The organism is Paraburkholderia sediminicola, assembly GCF_902859805.1.
Lineage (GTDB): Bacteria > Pseudomonadota > Gammaproteobacteria > Burkholderiales > Burkholderiaceae > Paraburkholderia > Paraburkholderia sediminicola.
The window spans coordinates 1,886,969-1,905,474 of the sequence record NZ_CADIKC010000001.1 but is presented as its reverse complement, the minus strand read 5'-3'; the positions used below and the strand labels follow the sequence as shown (position 1 = coordinate 1,905,474).

Annotated in this window: 14 protein-coding genes; 8 read left to right on the top strand and 6 right to left on the bottom strand. The window is 62.7% G+C overall.

Features of this window, described 5'->3' with window-relative positions; genetic code table 11:
- Window positions 1-149: 149 nt before the first annotated feature.
- The 7 genes from R8871_RS08430 to R8871_RS08400 all read left to right on the top strand — a co-directional run bounded on the left by R8871_RS08430 (window position 150) and on the right by R8871_RS08400 (window position 8,821).
- Complete coding sequence (locus R8871_RS08430; RefSeq protein WP_175049890.1) at window positions 150-1,667, top strand: ATPase domain-containing protein; 1,518 nt, start codon at window positions 150-152, stop codon at window positions 1,665-1,667.
- Window positions 1,668-1,671: 4 nt separating this feature from the next.
- On the top strand, window positions 1,672-3,330 hold the full coding sequence (locus R8871_RS08425; protein WP_175049889.1) for an ATP-binding protein: 1,659 nt from the start codon (window positions 1,672-1,674) through the stop codon (window positions 3,328-3,330).
- A 114-nt stretch (window positions 3,331-3,444) separates the two neighbouring features.
- Complete coding sequence (locus tag R8871_RS08420; protein WP_175049888.1) at window positions 3,445-3,906, top strand: MarR family winged helix-turn-helix transcriptional regulator; 462 nt, start codon at window positions 3,445-3,447, stop codon at window positions 3,904-3,906.
- Window positions 3,907-3,912: 6 nt separating this feature from the next.
- On the top strand, window positions 3,913-6,015 hold the full coding sequence (locus R8871_RS08415) for an FUSC family protein (RefSeq protein ID WP_175049887.1): 2,103 nt from the start codon (window positions 3,913-3,915) through the stop codon (window positions 6,013-6,015).
- Between the two features lie 45 nt (window positions 6,016-6,060).
- Window positions 6,061-6,270 (top strand): DUF1656 domain-containing protein, encoded by a 210-nt coding sequence (locus R8871_RS08410; RefSeq protein WP_175049886.1) that lies wholly within the window; start codon window positions 6,061-6,063, stop codon window positions 6,268-6,270.
- Window positions 6,267-7,286: an efflux RND transporter periplasmic adaptor subunit gene (locus tag R8871_RS08405; protein ID WP_175049885.1), complete on the top strand. Its 1,020-nt coding sequence runs from the start codon at window positions 6,267-6,269 to the stop codon at window positions 7,284-7,286. Before R8871_RS08410 ends, R8871_RS08405 begins: the two co-directional genes overlap by 4 nt.
- Entirely contained in the window at window positions 7,283-8,821 is a 1,539-nt protein-coding gene (locus R8871_RS08400) for an efflux transporter outer membrane subunit (protein ID WP_175049884.1), read from the top strand. The genes R8871_RS08405 and R8871_RS08400 overlap by 4 nt, the downstream gene beginning before the upstream one ends.
- 265 nt (window positions 8,822-9,086) lie before the next feature.
- On the opposite strand, the gene R8871_RS08395 is transcribed toward R8871_RS08400, so the two are convergent.
- The 3 genes from R8871_RS08395 to R8871_RS08385 all read right to left on the bottom strand — a co-directional run bounded on the left by R8871_RS08395 (window position 9,087) and on the right by R8871_RS08385 (window position 13,013).
- The gene (locus R8871_RS08395) at window positions 9,087-9,548 is read right to left on the bottom strand and encodes a (2Fe-2S)-binding protein (protein WP_175049883.1); all 462 of its coding nucleotides are present in this window, start codon (window positions 9,546-9,548) and stop codon (window positions 9,087-9,089) included.
- A 25-nt stretch (window positions 9,549-9,573) separates the two neighbouring features.
- Window positions 9,574-11,844 (bottom strand): xanthine dehydrogenase family protein molybdopterin-binding subunit, encoded by a 2,271-nt coding sequence (locus R8871_RS08390; protein ID WP_175049882.1) that lies wholly within the window; start codon window positions 11,842-11,844, stop codon window positions 9,574-9,576.
- Between the two features lie 281 nt (window positions 11,845-12,125).
- Complete coding sequence (locus R8871_RS08385) at window positions 12,126-13,013, bottom strand: LysR family transcriptional regulator (protein ID WP_175049881.1); 888 nt, start codon at window positions 13,011-13,013, stop codon at window positions 12,126-12,128.
- A gap of 100 nt (window positions 13,014-13,113) precedes the next feature.
- Between R8871_RS08385 and R8871_RS08380 the strand changes: the two genes are divergently transcribed.
- The gene (locus R8871_RS08380) at window positions 13,114-14,535 is read left to right on the top strand and encodes an aldehyde dehydrogenase family protein (protein WP_175049880.1); all 1,422 of its coding nucleotides are present in this window, start codon (window positions 13,114-13,116) and stop codon (window positions 14,533-14,535) included.
- Between the two features lie 60 nt (window positions 14,536-14,595).
- Here the strand turns inward: R8871_RS08380 and R8871_RS08375 are convergent, their stop codons facing one another.
- The 3 genes from R8871_RS08375 to xylF form a co-directional block, all read right to left on the bottom strand.
- Window positions 14,596-15,795 (bottom strand): sugar ABC transporter permease, encoded by a 1,200-nt coding sequence (locus R8871_RS08375; RefSeq protein WP_175049879.1) that lies wholly within the window; start codon window positions 15,793-15,795, stop codon window positions 14,596-14,598.
- A complete protein-coding gene (xylG, locus tag R8871_RS08370) occupies window positions 15,792-17,360 on the bottom strand; it encodes a D-xylose ABC transporter ATP-binding protein (protein ID WP_175049878.1) in 1,569 nt (522 codons plus the stop codon). The genes R8871_RS08375 and xylG overlap by 4 nt, the downstream gene beginning before the upstream one ends.
- A gap of 88 nt (window positions 17,361-17,448) precedes the next feature.
- A complete protein-coding gene (gene xylF / locus R8871_RS08365; protein ID WP_054040132.1) occupies window positions 17,449-18,477 on the bottom strand; it encodes a D-xylose ABC transporter substrate-binding protein in 1,029 nt (342 codons plus the stop codon).
- Window positions 18,478-18,506 lie beyond the last annotated feature (29 nt).

The following is an 18,506-nucleotide window of genomic DNA, read 5'->3' as shown; positions in this document are numbered from 1 at the left end:
TCCGATGCTTGCGACAAAACCGTGAAGGCCGGGATGCCGGAAAGCGTCCTCACGCACGGACGGCCAAGCCGACGCCCATAGGCATACAAATTGCGCTCCGTCCGTACCGGCTGAAAAAACAAGGCCACCAACGACGCGATCGCCACGCTATGCCCAATCTATCTGCCGCCGTCTCAACGGCCCGCCTTTCCTCGGGAATCGAAGGAATCGACGACATCCTCGGAGGCGGCCTCACCCCCCACCGCATGTACCTTGTCGAAGGCGCACCCGGCACCGGCAAAACTACCCTTGCATTGCAATTCTTACTCAGGGGCATTGAGCAAGGCCAGGCGGGGCTGTACATCACACTATCCGAGACTCGCGCTGAGTTGATCTCCGTTGCGGGCAGCCACGGCTGGGACATCAGCCGGTTCACGATTCTCGAGTTGCTGTCCGACGAGGGCCTCGATCCGCGATACGAGCAGACCGTGTTGCACCCGGCGGAAGTCGAGCTGGGCGAGACCGTGCGCAATGTCATCGATCAGGTCGACAAACTCAAACCCGTGCGCATCGTGCTCGACAGCCTCTCAGAGTTGCGACTGTTATCGCAGAACCCGTTGCGCTATCGTCGGCAAATCCTCGCGCTCAAGCGCTATTTCGCCACGCGCGAGTGCACGGTGCTGCTGCTCGACGACAATTCGTCGGACCCCGGCGACGTCCAGTTGCACAGCATCGCGCACGGCGTGATCAGCCTCGACAACCTCGTGCACGACTATGGCGGCAACCGGCGGCGCATGCGCATCGCCAAGATGCGTGGCATGAAGTTCCGCGAGGGCTATCACGACTTCACGCTCGACACCGGCGGCATCAACGTGTATCCGCGCCTTGTGGCGGCCGAACATCACACGCCGTTCGATACCAATGTGCTCAGCACCGGCACGTCGGGCCTCGACGCGCTGCTCGGCGGCGGCCTGATCCCCGGGACTAACGCGCTGATGATCGGACCGTCCGGCGTCGGCAAAACCACGACCGTCGTGTCGTGCCTGATCGCGGCGCTCGAACGTGGCGAGCGCTGCGTCTACTACGTGTTCGACGAAACCCTCACCACGTTGATGATCCGTTGCGCGACGCTCGGCATGTATCTCGCGCCGCACGTCGAGAGCGGCCTGCTGACGCTGCGCCAGATCGATCCGGCAGAAATCTCGCCCGGAGAATTCGCGAGCGACGTGCGCAACTCGGTGGAAAACAAAGGCGCCAAATACATCGCCATCGACAGCCTGAACGCCTACCTCCAGGCCATGCCCGGCGAGCGCTATCTGCTGCTGCAGATGCATGAATTGCTCGGCTATCTGAACCAGCAAGGCGTCATCACGATGCTGGTGCTCGGCCAGCACGGCATCATCGGCGAGGTGCAGAACGATCTCGACATCAGCTATTTGAGCGATGTCGTCGTGCTGTTCCGCTACTTCGAACACCATGGCGAAGTGCTGACGGCCGTCACCGCCGTGAAGAGCCGCGCCAACGCTCACGAGCGCTCGATCCGGCAGTTCCGGCTCGGCCGTAACGGCGTGGAGGTCGGCGAGGCGTTGCGCGACTTCGAAGGCGTGCTCTCCGGCCTGCCCTCATACCGCGGCGGCACAGCCCTGCTCGGCGAGCAGGACCGGCTCATCGACACGTCCCAGCGATAACGCCATGGAGCAACGCGTCCTTATCCTGGCGCCGTTTGGCCGCGACGCCGATGTGATTGCCGAAGTCCTGCAGAAGGACGCCCGTATATCCGTTGCTTGCCGCGATGCCGATGCACTCACCGAAGCACTGGGTGCCGGCGCGGGCAGTGCGCTGATCGCCGAAGAAGCCCTCGCGGACGGCCATGCATCGCGCCTGTTCGCCTGGCTCGAGCAGCAACCGGCGTGGTCCGATTTCCCCTTCATTCTGCTTGCCGCCAATCGCGTCGGGCGCCGTTCGACACGCAGCCTCGAAGTGCTCGAGCGGCTCGGCAACGTGGTGGTGCTCGAGCGTCCGCTGAACTCGGAAACGCTGCGGCGTGCGGTGGGTTCGTCGCTAAGGGCGCGCTCGCGGCAGTACGAATCGCGCCGCCATCTGGCCGAACTGATCGAGGCGCAGGAAGCCCTGGTGCAACTCAACGATTCGCTGGAGAGCCGCATTGCCGGACGCACGCAGGAGCTCGCGTCCGCCAACAACCGATTGATGATGGAGATTCACGAGCGCGCCAAAGTGCAGGCCGTATTAGTGCAATCGCAGAAGATGGAGGCACTCGGACAGCTCACCGGCGGCATCGCGCACGACTTCAACAATCTGCTGAACGTCATCATGGTGAACTCGGAGTTGATCGCGCGGGTCGGCAACGACGATCGCATTCGCGCAATGGCCGCCACCGTCAAACGCGCAACCGAGCGCGGCGCGAAACTGACGGGCCAGTTACTGACCTTCTCCCGCAACAGCAATCTCGATCTGAAGGCGGTGGACGTGGTGAGCTTGTTGCAAGGCATGCGCGACATCATCACTGTTTCGCTCGGATCGAGCATCCGCTACACCAACGAATTCGATGGCGAAGAGATGTGGACCCGGGCGGACGCCAATCAGCTCGAGCTGGCCATCCTCAATCTGGCGATCAATGCGCGCGATGCAATGCCGAATGGCGGCCAGTTGGCCATTCACGTGAAGGAGCGAGCAGCGCCCGATGAAACGCTCGGCGACGGCCACTATGTGGTGCTCGAAGTCGTCGACACCGGCTCGGGGGTTCCACCCGATGTGGTCTCGCGTGTGTTCGATCCATTTTTCACGACCAAGCCGATCGGCAAAGGCACGGGCCTCGGCCTGAGCCAGGTCTACGGCATCGCGCGGCAAGCCGGCGGCACTGCGCGCCTCTTCAGCGAAGAAGGTGCGGGCACCACGGTGGAGATCTGGCTGCCGTTGCGCGAACGCGTGGCGTCGCAGACCGAGGTGGTCTCCGACGTCGAACAGAATGCGGTGAGCGTGAAACGCGTACTGGTCGTTGAAGACGACGGCGAGGTGCGGGCGATGCTGGTCGAGTGTTTAAGAATGCTCGGCTATACCGTGACCGAAGCCGCGGACGGCCAGGCCGGGCTGAACCGTTTGCAGGACGACAAGCCCGACCTGCTCGTGGTCGACTTCGCGATGCCGGGCATGAACGGCATCGACGTCATCGCTGCGGCGCGCAAGATGCGCGAGGACCTGCCGGTGATCCTCGCGACCGGTTATGCGGACGTGGATATTTCGGGCCTCGCCGTCAAGCGCTGCACGATCTTGCGCAAACCATTCCAGCTCGACGATCTGGCGCGTACCGTCCGGCTCGGCCTCGCGGCCTGAGAAGAAGCCACAATTGATTGTCACATTACGACTGCAGACTCCTGCAGAGTATTTCTCCACAAAAATCCAATTCAATAGTTTGCTAACGAATTTTTAGGAAATACAATAGCGGCCATGTCGAATCTCGATAGCTTGCGCCGCACCGTTAGCAGCACCCTGGTCGTCGCTGCCAGAAAATGGCGGCGTACGAGCCATGGCGTGCTCGCGGCCTTTAACGTCTCCGAAGCGTGCGCCACGCCGCTCCTGACCGCCAGCCGGCTCGGCGAGGCGGTGAGGCAAGTCACGCTCGCCGATCACATCGGCATTGAAGGGCCCTCGCTCGTACGGCTGCTCGATCAACTGTGCGCGGCCGGCCTGATGCGCCGCGACGAAGATCCTGAAGACCGGCGCGCCAAGACCGTGGCGCTCACCGACGAGGGCCGCGCCGTCACCGCAAAAATGGAAGAAGAGCTGAATACGCTGCGGGCGCAAGCTTTGAAAGGTATCTCGCGTAGCGATCTCGAAGCGACCTTACGGGTGCTGGCTGCGTTCACGGCCGACGCACCTGCGCCTCCCAATCCCCGGGACGCCGGGTAACGGGCCATGGTCTATCCCTCCATCCGCGACTGGCTCTTCTCCGTCAAGACGTTTGCCGCGGCGATGATCGCGCTTTACATCGGTCTCGCGCTTGAATTGCCGCGGCCGTACTGGGCGATGGCCACCGTCTACATCGTGTCGAATCCGTTTGTCGGCGCGACCCGCTCCAAGGCGCTTTATCGTGCGCTCGGCACCATGCTGGGCGCGTCGGCTGCCGTGCTGCTGGTGCCGCCGTTCGTCGAATCGCCGTATCTGTTCAGCGTGATCGTCGCGTTGTGGACCGGCACGCTGCTGTATCTGGCGGTGTCCGATCGCACCGCGCGCAGCTATGTCTTCATGCTGGCGGCCTACACCATGCCGATCATCGCGCTGCCTTCGGTGACCAGTCCAGGCGGCGTGTTCGATCTGGCAATCAGCCGCACCGAGGAGATCCTGCTCGGCATTGTGTGCGCGAGCATTGTCGGCAGCTCGCTGTTTCCTAGCCGGCTCGCACCCACCATCATCGAGCGCACCGACGCGTGGTTTCGCGACGCCGCGTTCTATGCGACCGAAACGTTGTCCGGACGCATTGCGGGCTCGGCGATCTCGGGAGCCCGCCAGCGCATTGCGAGCACGATCAACGGGCTGGAACTGCTGCTGAGCCAGCTGGCCTACGACCACACCCGGCCGGACATCCTGACACGCGCCCACGAGTTGCGCGGACGCATGCAGTTGCTGCTGCCGATGATGTCGGCGCTGGCCGATCCGCTGATCGCGCTCTACAACAGCGGCCGCCAGACGTGGCCGGAAGGCCTCGAAGCATTGCTCAACGACGTCATCAAGTGGTTCAATGCGCCGCTTCCCGCAGCCAGCGGGGGCTATCACCCAGACCCGGAAGCCAACGCGTTGCGCGAGCGCATCGCCGCGATGCAGCCGCTGCCGGCCGCGCTGGCGACCTGGGACAACGCACTGCTTTCGAACGCGCTGTGGCGCATGAAACAGGTGATCGATCTCTGGCAGGACTGCCGCTCGCTGCGCATCATCATCACGCGCGAAGAAGGTTCGTGGCGGCCACGTTTTCGTCACTGGCGGCTGGGCGGCACCGAGCGGTTCTTCGACCGCGGCATCATGCTGTTTTCGACGGTTTCAGCAGGCGCCGCGGTGATCATTGCGTGCAGCCTGTGGATCGGCTCAGGTTGGGCGGACGGCGCCAGCGCGGTAACGCTGGCCGCCATTGCGTGCTGCTTCTTCGCCGCGCTCGACGAACCCGCGCCCATGGTGTTCAAGTTCTTCGTCGCCACGGCGATCGCCGTGGTGGCCGCCGGTATCTACCTGTTCGCCGTACTGCCTCACGTGCACGATTTCCCGATGCTGGTCATCCTGTTCGCCGGGCCGTTCATCCTTGTCGGCACGCTGATCCCGCGTCCGCAGTTCAACATGGTGACGGTGCTCGTGGCCGTCAATACCGCCACCTTCATCAGCATTCAGGATGCCTACTCGGCCGACTTCCTGATCTTCCTGAACAGCAATCTCGCGGGCCTCGCCGGCTTGCTGTATGCGTATCTGTGGACCCGCGCGACGCGGCCGTTCGGCGCCGAACTCGCGGCCTCGCGGCTGTTGCGCTCGAGCTGGGCCGACGTGGTGCTGACTGCGTCCACCCGGACGATCGAAGACCCGCGCAATCTCGCCGCGCGCATGCTCGACCGCCTGATGCAGCTGATTCCGCGTCTCGCCGCCACGGACGACCATCGTCATCCGTCGATCGAAAGTTTCCGCGATCTGCGCATCGCCTTCAACGCGCTCGATCTGCGCCGCCTGACCGGCAGGCTCGGCGGCGAAGCGCCGGCTGCGATCGATCAGGTCCTCGAAGACGTGCGCGAATACTTCGAATGGTGCATCGACCAGCGCGTGCGCCAGCCGGTGCCCGAGCGTCTGATGTCGTCAATCGATGCAGCCGTGGCGCGCGTCACCGCACAAGGCCTCGCCAATGCCGGTGCGCCGGGCCCGACCGCGCAAACCTCGGCGCGCAGATTGCGCGAGGCGCTGCACGCGCTGGTCGGCTTGCGTCTTTCGCTGTTTCCGGCCACGCTAATCACACCCACGCCGCCCGAACCGGAGGCCGCTGCCTGATGCGCCCGTTCCGCAACCCCATCCTCTCCTTTGCCCGCTCCCGCGATGATCGGTGAAATCGATATCTTCGGCGTGTTCGTGCCGGCCGTGCTGGTGCTGATGTTGGTCGCCTATCTGATCAACCTGGCCATTCGCACGGTGTTCGAACGCGTCGGCTTTTACCGCTTCGTCTGGCATCGCTCCATCTTCGATCTCGGCATCTATGTGCTGGTGCTGGGCCTTGTCGTCGTCGTTTCGCACAGACTAATAACGTGAAAAAAACCTGGTTCTCCGTCGGTCAAATTCTGCTGACCCTGATCGTCGTCGTGGTTGCAGCCTTCGTGCTGTGGAAACTGGTCGCCTACTACATGTTCGCGCCGTGGACTCGCGACGGCCATGTGCGCGCCGACGTGATCCAGGTTGCGCCGGATATCTCGGGGCTGATTTCATCGGTCGAGGTGGTGGACAACCAGCAGGTCAAACAAGGCCAGGTGCTGTTCGTGATCGATCAGGCCCGCTATGCGCTCGCCTTGCGTCAGGCGCAGGCCACCGCGCAGCAACGCCGCGCCACCCTCGATCAGGCGCGCCGCGAAGACGTGCGTAATCGCCAGCTCGGCAACCTGGTTGCGGCAGAAGTCGCTGAAGAAAGCCGCTCGCGAGTCGAAACGGCGGAAGCCGCACTCGCCGATGCGAACGTCGCGATCGATACCGCCAAGCTCAATCTGCAACGCACCACGATCGTGAGTCCGGTCGACGGTTATCTGAACGATCGCGCGCCACGTACCGGCGAATTCGTCTCGGCGGGCCGCGCCGTGCTGGCGGTGGTGGATATGCATTCGTTCCGCGTCGACGGTTACTTTGAAGAGACCAAGCTGCGCGGTATCGACATCGGCCAGCGCGTCGATATCCAGGTGATGGGCGAGCCGAACGTGCTGCGCGGCCACGTGCAAAGCATTGTCGCGGGGATTGAAGACCGCGACCGCACGCAAGGGTCGAATCTCCTGCCTAACGTGAATCCGGCATTTAGCTGGGTGCGGCTCGCGCAACGGATTCCGGTGCGCGTTGCGCTCGACGAGGTGCCTGCCGACTTCCGCATGATCGCTGGACGCACCGCGACGGTGTCGGTGCGCGATCTGTCGCCGACCGGCAAGCAGCGCCCGGCTACGGGCGCTTCGGGTACGGTGGATGCATCGGCGGCTTCGGCTTCGGCTACGTCTGCTGTTTCGGCTGCCTCCGCTGCTTCTGGTGCGCAACCGGCATCTGCTGCTGTCGTGTCGGGCGCATCGCAATGAAGCTCGCGCGCGCCTTTCCCTTATTGCCACTGCTGCCACTATTGCCGCTGAGCGTCGCGCTCAACGGCTGTGTGAATGTCGGCCCCGATTACGCGCTGCCGAAGCAGGCGCTGGTCAACGCGCCACTCGCCAATGCGCCGATCGAAGGTGCCGATACCAAACTGACCACACGGCAGAACGTGCCTGTGATCTGGTGGAAGCTCTATGACGATCCGGTGCTGAACAACCTCGTCGACGAAGCGCTGCAGTCGAATACCGACTTGCGCGTCGCGGCGGCCAACCTCGCGCGTTCACGCGAAGCGCTGGGTGTCGCGCAAGCCCAAGGTGGCTTCTCCGGCAAGAGTTCGGTGCTGCTCGAACGCGCGCAGGAATCGGCCGAGCAATACCTGCTTACCGAGAAGCTGCCGGTCGTCAACGAAGGCGACATCGGTATCAGCATCTCGTACGAAATCGATCTGTTCGGCAAGCTGCGGCGTGGCGTCGAAGCGGCGGCGGCGGATACGGAATCCGTGCAGGCGGCTGGCGATCTCGCGCGAATCACGGTGGTCGCGGATGTGGTGCGCTCGTATGTCGATCAATGCTCGGCCGCCGAGGAACTCAGGATCGCGCAGCAATCGCTGGCCTTGCAGAAGGAGCGTGTGGACGTGTCGCGCCGGCTGCGTGACGCGGGTCGCGGCAATCAGCCCGATGTGACGCGCGGGCAAACCCAGGTCGATACGTTGGCCGCGGATATTCCGCGCTATACGGCGCGCCGCCAGATTGCGCAATACCGGCTCGCGGCACTGCTCGCACGCGCACCGTCCGATTTGCCGCCGGCCGTGCTGGCCTGCAGCACGTTGCCGCAGATCCGTCAGCCGATTCCGGTCGGTGACGGCGCCGCGCTGCTCAAGCGCCGCCCGGATGTGCGCGAAGCCGAGCGTCAACTGGCAGCGTCGACAGCGCGCATTGGCGTCGCGACGGGCGCGTTGTATCCGACGGTGAGCATCGGTGCGTCGGCGGGTTTGACAGGGGTTCTCGAGGACCTCGGCACCTCGCCGACGGCACGCTGGGCCTTCGGTCCGCTGATCAGCTGGACCTTCCCCACGAATGGCGCACGGGGCCGCGTGCGTGAAGCGCAAGCGTCAAGCAATGTTGCCTTGGCGAAGTTCGACGGCGTGGTGCTGACCGCGTTGCGCGAAACTGAAACCAGCCTCGCGACCTACGCGTCCGACTATGCTCGCGCCGACGCCTTGCGCGCTGCTTTGAAGTCGGCCACCGCGTCGGCGGATGAAACGCATCGCCTGTATCGTGCCGGACGCGAGTCGTTCATTTCGGATCTGGATGCAACACGCACGCTGACTTCCACAAAGTCTCAGGTGGCGGCCGCGGAGGGACAGGTGGCGATTGATCAGGTCAATCTGTTCCTCGCGCTGGGTGGCGGGTGGGAGACTGATGCGCAGGCGGCGCCGGGGGCTGCGGTTTCTAACGCTGCGACTCCTGCTGCTGCGGCATCGGCTAAGGTCGCCATGCCGACGGCGGCTACCAAGGCGCCCTAACCCTCCCACCTCCCCTCATCCGGGTAAATCACTATTATTGACAAGCTTTCTTTTACCTTTCAATTCGGGTTAAATACGAGCCTCAACACCACACGTTACGGGGTCACGTATGTCGCAATTCATGCAAGGCGCAGCCACACTGGGCGGTTGTATCGGCGTTTTCACGGTAGTCGTGGCGGTCGTGGAGATGCTGGCGAACTGAGCTCGCCGGGCTCTTGATCTTGATCGGCTCACCCAGGCGTCTCTGTCTGCGGTGATGTCGGCATCAAACGGGCCGCCGTTTTGCAGCCGCCTGGTGAATCGCCGCCCTTACCCGTGGATACGTGCCGCAACGGCACACGATGTTGGACATCGCCGCGTCGATGTCCGCGTCAGTGGGATTGGGCTTCTGCTTGAGCAGCGCACAGGCCGCCATCAGCTGCGCGCTCTGGCAATAACCGCACTGCACCACGTCCAGATCGATCCACGCCGCTTTTAGCGCCTGCGCTTCGGCGCCCTGCACGCCTTCTATCGTCACGATCTTCTGCGAGTGCAAGCTCGACATCGGCGTCTGGCAGGCAAGGCCCGCCTTGCCGTCCAGGTGAATCGTGCACGCACCGCAAATGCCCACGCCGCAGCCGAACTTGGTGCCGGTCATGCCCAGGTCGCAGCGCAGCACCCACAGAAGCGGCATGTCCGGTTCAGCTTGCACAGCAACCGCGCGGCCGTTGATGTTTAGCGATCCCATGTTTTCTCCGTCAATCTGAAGCGTTTCACGCAACCCTCAACGGCAACGCGCGTAAGCGCTGACCGGTCAGCGCGAATACCGCGTTGGCCACCGCCGGCGCAACCGGCGGCACGCCCGGTTCGCCGACGCCCTGCGGGTGCATCTGGCTGGGCATGATATCCACTTCGATCACCGGACAGTCGTTCATCCGCACCACCGGGAAATCGACGAAGTTCTTCTGCGCCACCTGACCGCCGACGATGGTGATTTCGTCCTGCAACGCAGTCGAGAGGCCGAATACGATGCCACCCTCCATCTGCTGACGAATCAGGTTTGGGTTCACCGGCAGTCCACAGTCGATCACGCAGACCACCCGATGCACGCGAATCTGCTTGTTCGCGCCGACCGACACCTCCGCCACCTGCGCGACGACGCTGCCGAACGCTTCATGCAGCGCGACGCCACGTGCCCGCTTTGTGCCGTCGGCGGCACGTGTCATGGGATGTCCCCAGTCCGATAAGACTGCAACGCGCTTTAACACCGCCAGATGGCGCGGATGCTGCGCGAGCAGCGCCGCGCGAAACGCAATCGGATCCTGACCGGCGGCGACGGCGAGTTCGTCGGTAAAGCCCTCAGTGAAGAACGCCTGATGCGAATGACCGACCGAGCGCCAGAATCCAATCGGAATGGGCAATTCGACGATCTTGTGCGCCACGCGCGCAGTGGGCCATTCGTAGGGCTGATCAAATGCGCCCTCACACGTGGTCTTGTCGAGTGGAATGCGCGGCACGCCGTAATAACGTGCGAGCGACTCGGGCACGATCGCCTGACTCGCCGAAGTGGCATGCCACGCGACGAGCTTGCCATCTTTGTCGAGACCGGCCTTTAGGCGCGACACGCACGCCGGACGATAGAAATCGTGAGTGAAATCCTGCGCCCGCGACCAGATTGTTTGCACCGGACGACCGCCGCCTTCGCGCGCAATCGCCGCGGCTTGCGCGATGAAATCGAGTTCGAGACGGCGCCCGAAAGCGCCGCCGAGCAGTTGCGTTTGCACGTCGACCTTGTCGGCGTCGATGTCCAGCACTTTCGCGACGTGCTGCCGCGCGAGCGCCGGCATTTGCGTCGAGACCCAAACGGTTGCCGCGCCGTCGGCAACCTGCACCGTGCAATTCACCGGTTCGACCGCACCATGTGCGAGATACGGTGCGTGGTACTCGGCGCTGATCGTGCGCGCCGCGCCGCTCAATGCAGCGTCGACGTCACCGCGGTGGAAGTAGGCGTGACCGTCGCTGTCGTCCAGCGCTTGCGCGAGTTGAGTGTCCACGTTTGCGCTCGACAGATTGGCCGCAGCGCCGTCGTTCCATACCACGTTGATGGCGCTGACCGCGTTCATTGCCCGGAACGGGTTATCGGCGATGACCGCGACGCCGCCGCTGCCACCCGCGTAGGGCCTCAGCGAAAACGCCTTGATGAAGCCAGGCATGGTCCTGGCTGGCGAGGCGTCGAAATGCGCCACCGTGCCGCCTAAAGTGGGACACATCACCACGCTTGCGTAGATAAGACCATCGGGTAGCGCGTCAATGCCGAAGCGCGCCGTGCCGTTGATTTTCGACGCGGCTTCGATACGGCGCATCGGTTTGCCGATCAGTTTGAACTCGGCGGGATCTTTCAGCGCGACCTTGCGTGGCAGCGGTTGCTGCGCGGCCATGGCGGACAGTTCGCCGAAGCTCGCCTTGTGGCCTGCCGCGTGCAGTACGTAGCCGTTTTCCGTCCAACATTCGCCGGGCGCCACTTTCCATTGCGCGGCCGCCGCGCCGATCAGCATCGCGCGCGCCGAAGCACCGGCTTCACGCATCGGCGTCCATAGATCGTTCATGCTCGAGGAACCGCCCGTCATCATCGTGCCGGCGTCGCGCACCAGCTTGCGGGTCATCCAGACCGTGGCGCGCTTGACGATGCTGTCGTCGTCCGGGCGAAACGGCAGATCGTCGACGATGTTCTGCACGCTGTTGTAGATCTTGTCGATCGGCGAATTCTCCACTCGAACCTGCGACCAGTCGGCGTCGAGTTCTTCGGCCAGCAGCATCGCAAGGCCGGTGTGGATGCCTTGCCCCATTTCCGCTTTGCACACCACGATCGTCACGGTATTGTCCGCGGCGATTTTGACCCAGCCGTTGAGCGCGACCTGGTTGCCTTCAGCCGGCAACGGTGTGGAGGGTGTCAGGCGTTGGCCCGGCGGCAGCACCGACCAGCCGACCAGCAGCACGCCGAGCGCGCCGGCGCCGCCTAGCAGGAAGGTTCTGCGCTTTAACATCGTATGGCTCGATCAGCTTGCACGGTGGCGGGGACGCTGTGAAAGCGCGGGCTGGCGCGGGAATTTGTTTCGTCGGAACAGTAGTAAGACGGAAGAGTGGATGGGGGACTGAAAGCCAAAGCGTTTCAGCCGAGCTGTACAGTGCTGGCGGATGCCCCTCGAGGAACGGGCGCATGCAAGCCGTGTGTCAGTTTATTAAATGTTATTCATCGCGTGGTAACACGCTGCAGCGCAACTGGCTTGAACGGCGGAAAAATGCGAGAAGTGGCGGATTTCTACTTTCACCCGCCCTCCCGAATCATCTCAATCAGCGCCCGCAACCCCGCCGGCACATGACGTCGCCCAGGATAATAAAGACATAGCCCGTCAAACGCCGGCGTCCAATCTTCCAGCACACGCTGCAGCGCGCCCGCTTCCAGATCCGCCGCCACATTCCATTCGGTCATATACGCCAGCCCGAAGCCCTCGCGGGCCGCCTCCATGATGAGCAACGGCTCATCGAGCGTCAGCATGCCCTGCACATCCACGCTGATTGCCTCACCGCGTCGCTCGAACTCCCAGTGATAAATACGCCCGCTCGGCATACGCATGCGAATACAGTGGTGTGCACGCAGATCGTCCGGCTTGCGCGGCTTCGGATTTTCGGCGAAATAGGCTGGACTCCCAACGACCGCAAAACGCTGCGGCCGGTTGAACGGCACGGCGATCATCTCCTGCGGCACAATCTCAGCCAGGCGAATGCCGGCATCAAAACCCTCCACCACGATGTCGATCATGCGCCCCTCGGTGACGAGATCCAGCTTCATCTCCGGATAACGCCGCAGGTATTCCAGCAGCAAGGGCATCACCTGGCGCGCGGCGCCCGTCGATGTGTTGATGCGCAGTGTGCCAGCGGGCGTGTCGCGAAAACTGCCGGCCTGCTCGATAGCCACGCGGATGGTCGACAAGGCCGGCGCCACACTGTCGACGAATTGCGCACCCGCTTCAGATAACGAAACGCTGCGCGTGGTCCGATTAAAGAGCCGCACACCGATGCGCGCCTCCAACGCCGCAATCGCATGACTCAGCGCCGATGTCGACACGCCAAGCTCCGTGGCCGCCGCGCGGAAGCTGCGATGGCGCGCCACCGCAAGCACGCCTTCCAGTTCGCTCAAACCGGGCGTCTTCATTATCCCATCCTGCTCAACGAATCATCCTTGATTATATGGCTAGTCGGCTTAATCCATTGAGCCTATCTTTGAGGCAACAACTTTCTGAGTGGGAGCTTCCATGCAGCAAATCGACAAGGTTTATATCGACGGCGCGTTCGTCACGCCGCACGGCGAAGAGTGGTTCGATCTCCACGACCCGGCTAAGGAAACGGTGATCGGCAAGGTGCGTCTGGCCGACGCAGAAGACGCCCGCCGCGCGATCGCAGCCGCGAAACGCGCCTTCCCGGCGTTCTCCCGCACCAGCAAGGAAGAGCGGATCGTGCTGCTCGAGCGCATGCACGCCGCGGTTCAGGCGAGAGAAGACGAGCTGTTCGACGCAATCGTCGAGGAATATGGTGCGCCAATATCACGCGCGCGCTGGATGGCGAAATACCCGGCGGACGTGCTGGCGGAAGTCGTCAAGGTCTTGCGGACCTATGAATTCACGCGCCGCGCCGGCACGGCCGACGTCGTCATGCAACCGCTCGGCGTCGCCGGTCTGATTACGCCGTGGAATAGCAACGGCGGCTTTATCTGCGGGAAACTGGCTGCGGCGATTGCAGCGGGTTGCACGGCCGTCATCAAGCCGAGTGAAATGAGCGCGATCCAGACACGCATCATTACCGAGGCGCTGCACGAAGCCGGCTTGCCCGCGGGCGTGTTCAATATCGTCACGGGACGGGGCGACACCGTGGGGGCGGAAATCAGCGCGCATCCGGACGTGGCGAAGATTTCCTTCACCGGATCGACGGCTGTCGGCAAGACGATCCTGCGCACCGGCGCGGAGACATTGAAACGCGTCACGTTGGAGTTGGGCGGCAAATCGCCGATGGTCATACTCGACGACGCCGATTTCGCGGAAGCGGTGCCCTTGGCGCTCCAGGCAGGGTTCATGAACAGCGGTCAGGCGTGTATCGCCGGCACGCGGATTCTCGTGCCGCAGAGTCGCCTTGCGGAATTCGAAGAGAAGATGCGCGTTGCAGTCGCCGGCACGCAAGCCGGTGATCCGCGCGATCCGGCTACGCAGATCGGTCCGATGGTCAGCCGCAAGCAGTGGGAGCGCGTGCAGCGCTACATCGGTATCGGCATCGGCGAAGGCGCGCGATTGATTGCCGGTGGCGAGGGCCGGCCGGAAGGCGTGGAGCGCGGCTGGTTCGTGCGTCCGACCGTATTTAGCGGCGTCAGCAACGACATGACGATTGCCCGCGAGGAGATCTTTGGGCCGGTGCTGTCGATCATTGCATATCGCGATACCGAGGAAGCGATCGCGATCGCCAACGACACGAGCTACGGGCTGCAAGCCTACGTAGTCTCAGCCGATGCGGCGCGAGCTCGCGCAGTCGCCAATCGCATCGACGCCGGACGCGTCATGATCAACACGTTGGCACATGAACCGGCCGCACCGTTCGGCGGCTTCAAGCAATCGGGCATCGGGCGGGAATATGGCACGTTCGGCCTGGAAGCGTTTATGGAGCCGAAATCGTTGCTCGGCGTGAACTAAAGCGTCTGATCGCTCAGCAAGGCGGTGCGTCAGCATTTACATGACGCACCGCCCGCTGTTTCACCGCCGGTTCGATCCCGACACGACATCGATCCACACAGCCAGCACAAGAATGCTGCCCTTCACGATCATCTGCCAGTACGCGTCGACGTCGAGCATCGACATGCCGTTGTCCAGACTCGCCATCACCAGTGCGCCGATCAACGCACCGTAGACCGTTCCGGAGCCGCCTCGCATCGACGTCCCGCCGATAAAGCACGCGGCAATCGCATCGAGTTCGCCCATCGATCCCGCCGACGGTGAGCCTGCCGCGAGCCGCGCCGTATTGACGATCCCCGCGAACGCGCACATCAGCCCCATCAGCGCGAAGATGGCCAGCTTCACACGGTTGGTATTCACACCGGAAAGCCGCGTCGCTTCCAGGTTGGAGCCCACTGCATAGATGCGCCGACCGAAAACGGTTTGTGTCGCTATCCACGTGAAAATCCCCAGCAGCGCGAGCAGCAGCAGAACCGGCACCGGAATCCCGCCGTAACGATCGAGCGTCGCGACAAACGCGGCCAGAATCGCACCCGCGCCGACCACCTTCATCACGTCCTGCCAGATCGGCACCACGCGCAACTTATAACGCTCACGGTTGCTTCGCTGCCTTATCGTCAGAAACGCCAGCACCACGAACAGCACGACCGCCAGCGTATCGCCCACGAGGCGCGGCAGATAACCTTGGCCAACGAACACGAAACTGTCCGATACCGGCGCAATCGTCGAACCGCCGGTGACGCCGAGCAGAATGCCGCGATACGCCAGCATGCCACCCAGGCCGACAATAAACGAAGGCACACGCCGGTAGGTCGACCACCATCCGTTGAACATGCCGACGAGCACGCCAAGCAGCATCACCACAGGCACCGTGACGCCGATCGGCCAGTGCCGGTTCACGTCGAGAATCGCCGCGACACCGCCGAGCAAACCCAGCAACGACCCGACCGACAGATCAATCTCGCCCGCGATGATCACGAACACCATGCCGCACGCAAGCATGCCGGTAATCGACATCTGCCGCAGCAGATTCGACAGATTGCGCGGCGTCACGAACGCGCCATGCGTCAGGAAGGAGAAGAAAAGCCAGATCACGGCCACGGCGATCAGCAACGCGAGAATCTTGTAACGCGCGAACAGTTGCTGAATGCGCTGCGAGCCACCGAATGTGCCTCGCGACGCAGCACCGTCGGCGGGTTGGGAAGTGACGTCGGGAGTCATGCGGCACTCGCTTCGGTTGATGCGGTCGGGTTGAGGGATCGCTGCACAGGACGGATTGCGGCGCTGAGAATGTCCTCTTGCGTGAGGCCGTCGTTGACGAAATCGCCGCGCAATTCGCCTTCGCCGATAACCAGCACGCGATCGCTGATACCGAGCACTTCAGGCAATTCGGACGACACCATCACGATCGACATACCGCGCTGTGCCAGTTGAAAAATCAGTTTGTAGATTTCGAACTTCGCACCGACGTCGACACCTCGCGTCGGTTCGTCGAGGATCAGCACTTTCGGGTCGGTCAGCAGCATGCGCGTCAGCACGGCCTTTTGCTGATTGCCGCCCGACAGACTCGCAATCGAGAGCATTGGATGCGCCGCGCGCACCGAAAGCCGCTTCATCTCCGTGTGAATCGTGTCGAGTTCGGCGGCGGAATCAATGCGGCCGCCTTTCGCGAAACGTTGCAACACCGCGAGCGTAATGTTGTGGCCGACACTCAGACCCGGCACGATGCCGTGGCGCTTTCGGTCTTCCGGCACCATACCGATACCGGCGCGAATCGCATCGACAGGGGCGCGAATTTTTAACGGCTTGCCGTCCATCACCACCGTCGCCTCGCTCACACCGGGATACGCGCCGAAGATCGCCTGCATCAGTTCCGTACGTCCCGCGCCGACCAAACCGGCAACGCCGAGAATCTCGCCGCGCCGCAGCGTAAACGACACATCGTTCACGCGCTTTCGGCGCGGATTGTTGACATCGAAACAGCTCACGTGACGCGCCTCGAAGATTACGTCGCCGATAGGATGCGGTTCACGCGGAAACAGGTTCTTGATTTCGCGGCCCACCATCAGGGAGATGATGCGGTCGGTGGTCAACGCGCGCATGGGCTCGGTTGCGACATGACGGCCATCGCGAATCACGCTGATCGTGTCGCACACGGCCGCTACTTCGTCGAGCTTGTGCGAGATGTAGACGCAGGCAACCCCGCGCCGCTTCAGATCGCGCACGATATCCAGCAGGATGTGTATCTCCGTAGCGGTCAGCGACGACGACGGTTCATCGAGAATCAACAGTTTCGCGCGCTTGTTCAGCGCCTTCGCGATTTCGATCAACTGCTGGTGGCCGCCACCGTAATTCATCACCGGTTGCGCCGAGTTGATTCCGCTTATGCCGAGTTCGCGTAGCAATTCATCGGCACGCTGATACATCGCGGCGTAATTCATTCTGCCGCCGGGCAGCGTGATTTCATTGCCGAGAAAGATGTTCTCCGCGACCGAGAGCTCCGGCACCAGCATCAACTCCTGGTGGATGATGATGATGCCCGCGCGTTCCGTGTCCCTTATGCTCGCGGCCTTCAGCGGCTCGCCTTCCCAGATGATTTCACCGTCCCACGTACCGTGGGGATAGACGCCGGACAGCACTTTCATCAGCGTCGATTTGCCCGCGCCGTTCTCGCCGCACAAGCCCACGCACTCGCCGGGCGCCACCGTCAGGTCGATGCCGTCGAGCGCCTTCACGCCGGAAAACGCTTTGACGATGCCACGCATCGTCAATAATGGTTCACTCATTCGCTATGCCTCGCTACAGGGCGCGCGCTCGCGCCGATGTGCCTGACGCATGTCAGGCACATCGGCTTGAACTACGCACACGTTACGCTCATTGGCTCGCGAGCTGGGCCTGGGTGTAGAAGCCGTCCTTGACGACCACGTCAACATTGCTCTTGGTGAGCAACGTAGGTTGCAGAAGCACCGTGTCGACCTTTTTCTTGCCGTTGTCGTACTGTGCATTAAAGGCCGGCTTCTCACCCTTCGCAAGCGCGACGGAGAGTTTCGCCGCTTCGCCTGCGATCAGTTTCAGCGGTTTGTACACGGTCATGGTCTGCGTGCCGGCGATCACGCGCTTCACAGCAGCCAGATCAGCGTCCTGTCCCGACACCGGCACCTTGCCCGCCATGTGCTGTGCGGCGAGCGCCTGGATCGCACCGCCTGCCGTGCCGTCGTTCGAAGCGACGATTGCGTCGATCTTATTGTTGTTCGCCGTAAGCGCATCTTCAACGATACGCAGCGCCGTCGACGCGCTCCATTCCGGCACCCATTGCTGACCGACGATCTTGATGTCGCCCTTGTCGATTGCGGGTTTCAACACTTTGAGCTGGCCTTCACGCAGCATCTTGGCATTGTTGTCGGTCGGCGCGCCGCCGAGCATGAAGTAGTTGCCCTTCGGCTGCGCGTTGAAGACACCTTGCGCTTGCAGCTCGCCAACCTTCTCGTTGTCGAACGAGATATAGGCATCCACATCGGCGTCGAGAATCAGGCGGTCATACGAGACGACCTTGATGCCTGCCTTCTTGGCTTCGGCGACCACATTGCCGAGTGTCTTCGAATTGAACGGCACGATCACGATCACGTCGACGCCACGCGAGATCAGGTTTTCAATCTGCGAGATCTGTCGCTCTTCGCTTGCATCGGCGGATTGCACCGATACTTTGGCGCCGAGTTTTTCTGCCGCTGCAACGAAATAGTCACGATCGCGCGACCAGCGTTCGACACGCAGATCGTCGATACAGAAGCCAATTTCCGGGTGGTCCTTGCTTGCGTGCGCGAGCGGCGCGACAAGCGACAGGCTGGCGAGCATCGCTCCACACACGAGCGAACTCAGTACGGTACGACGCGTTGCGAATTTCATGTCTCACTCCTTGTTCTGATAGCCGGAAT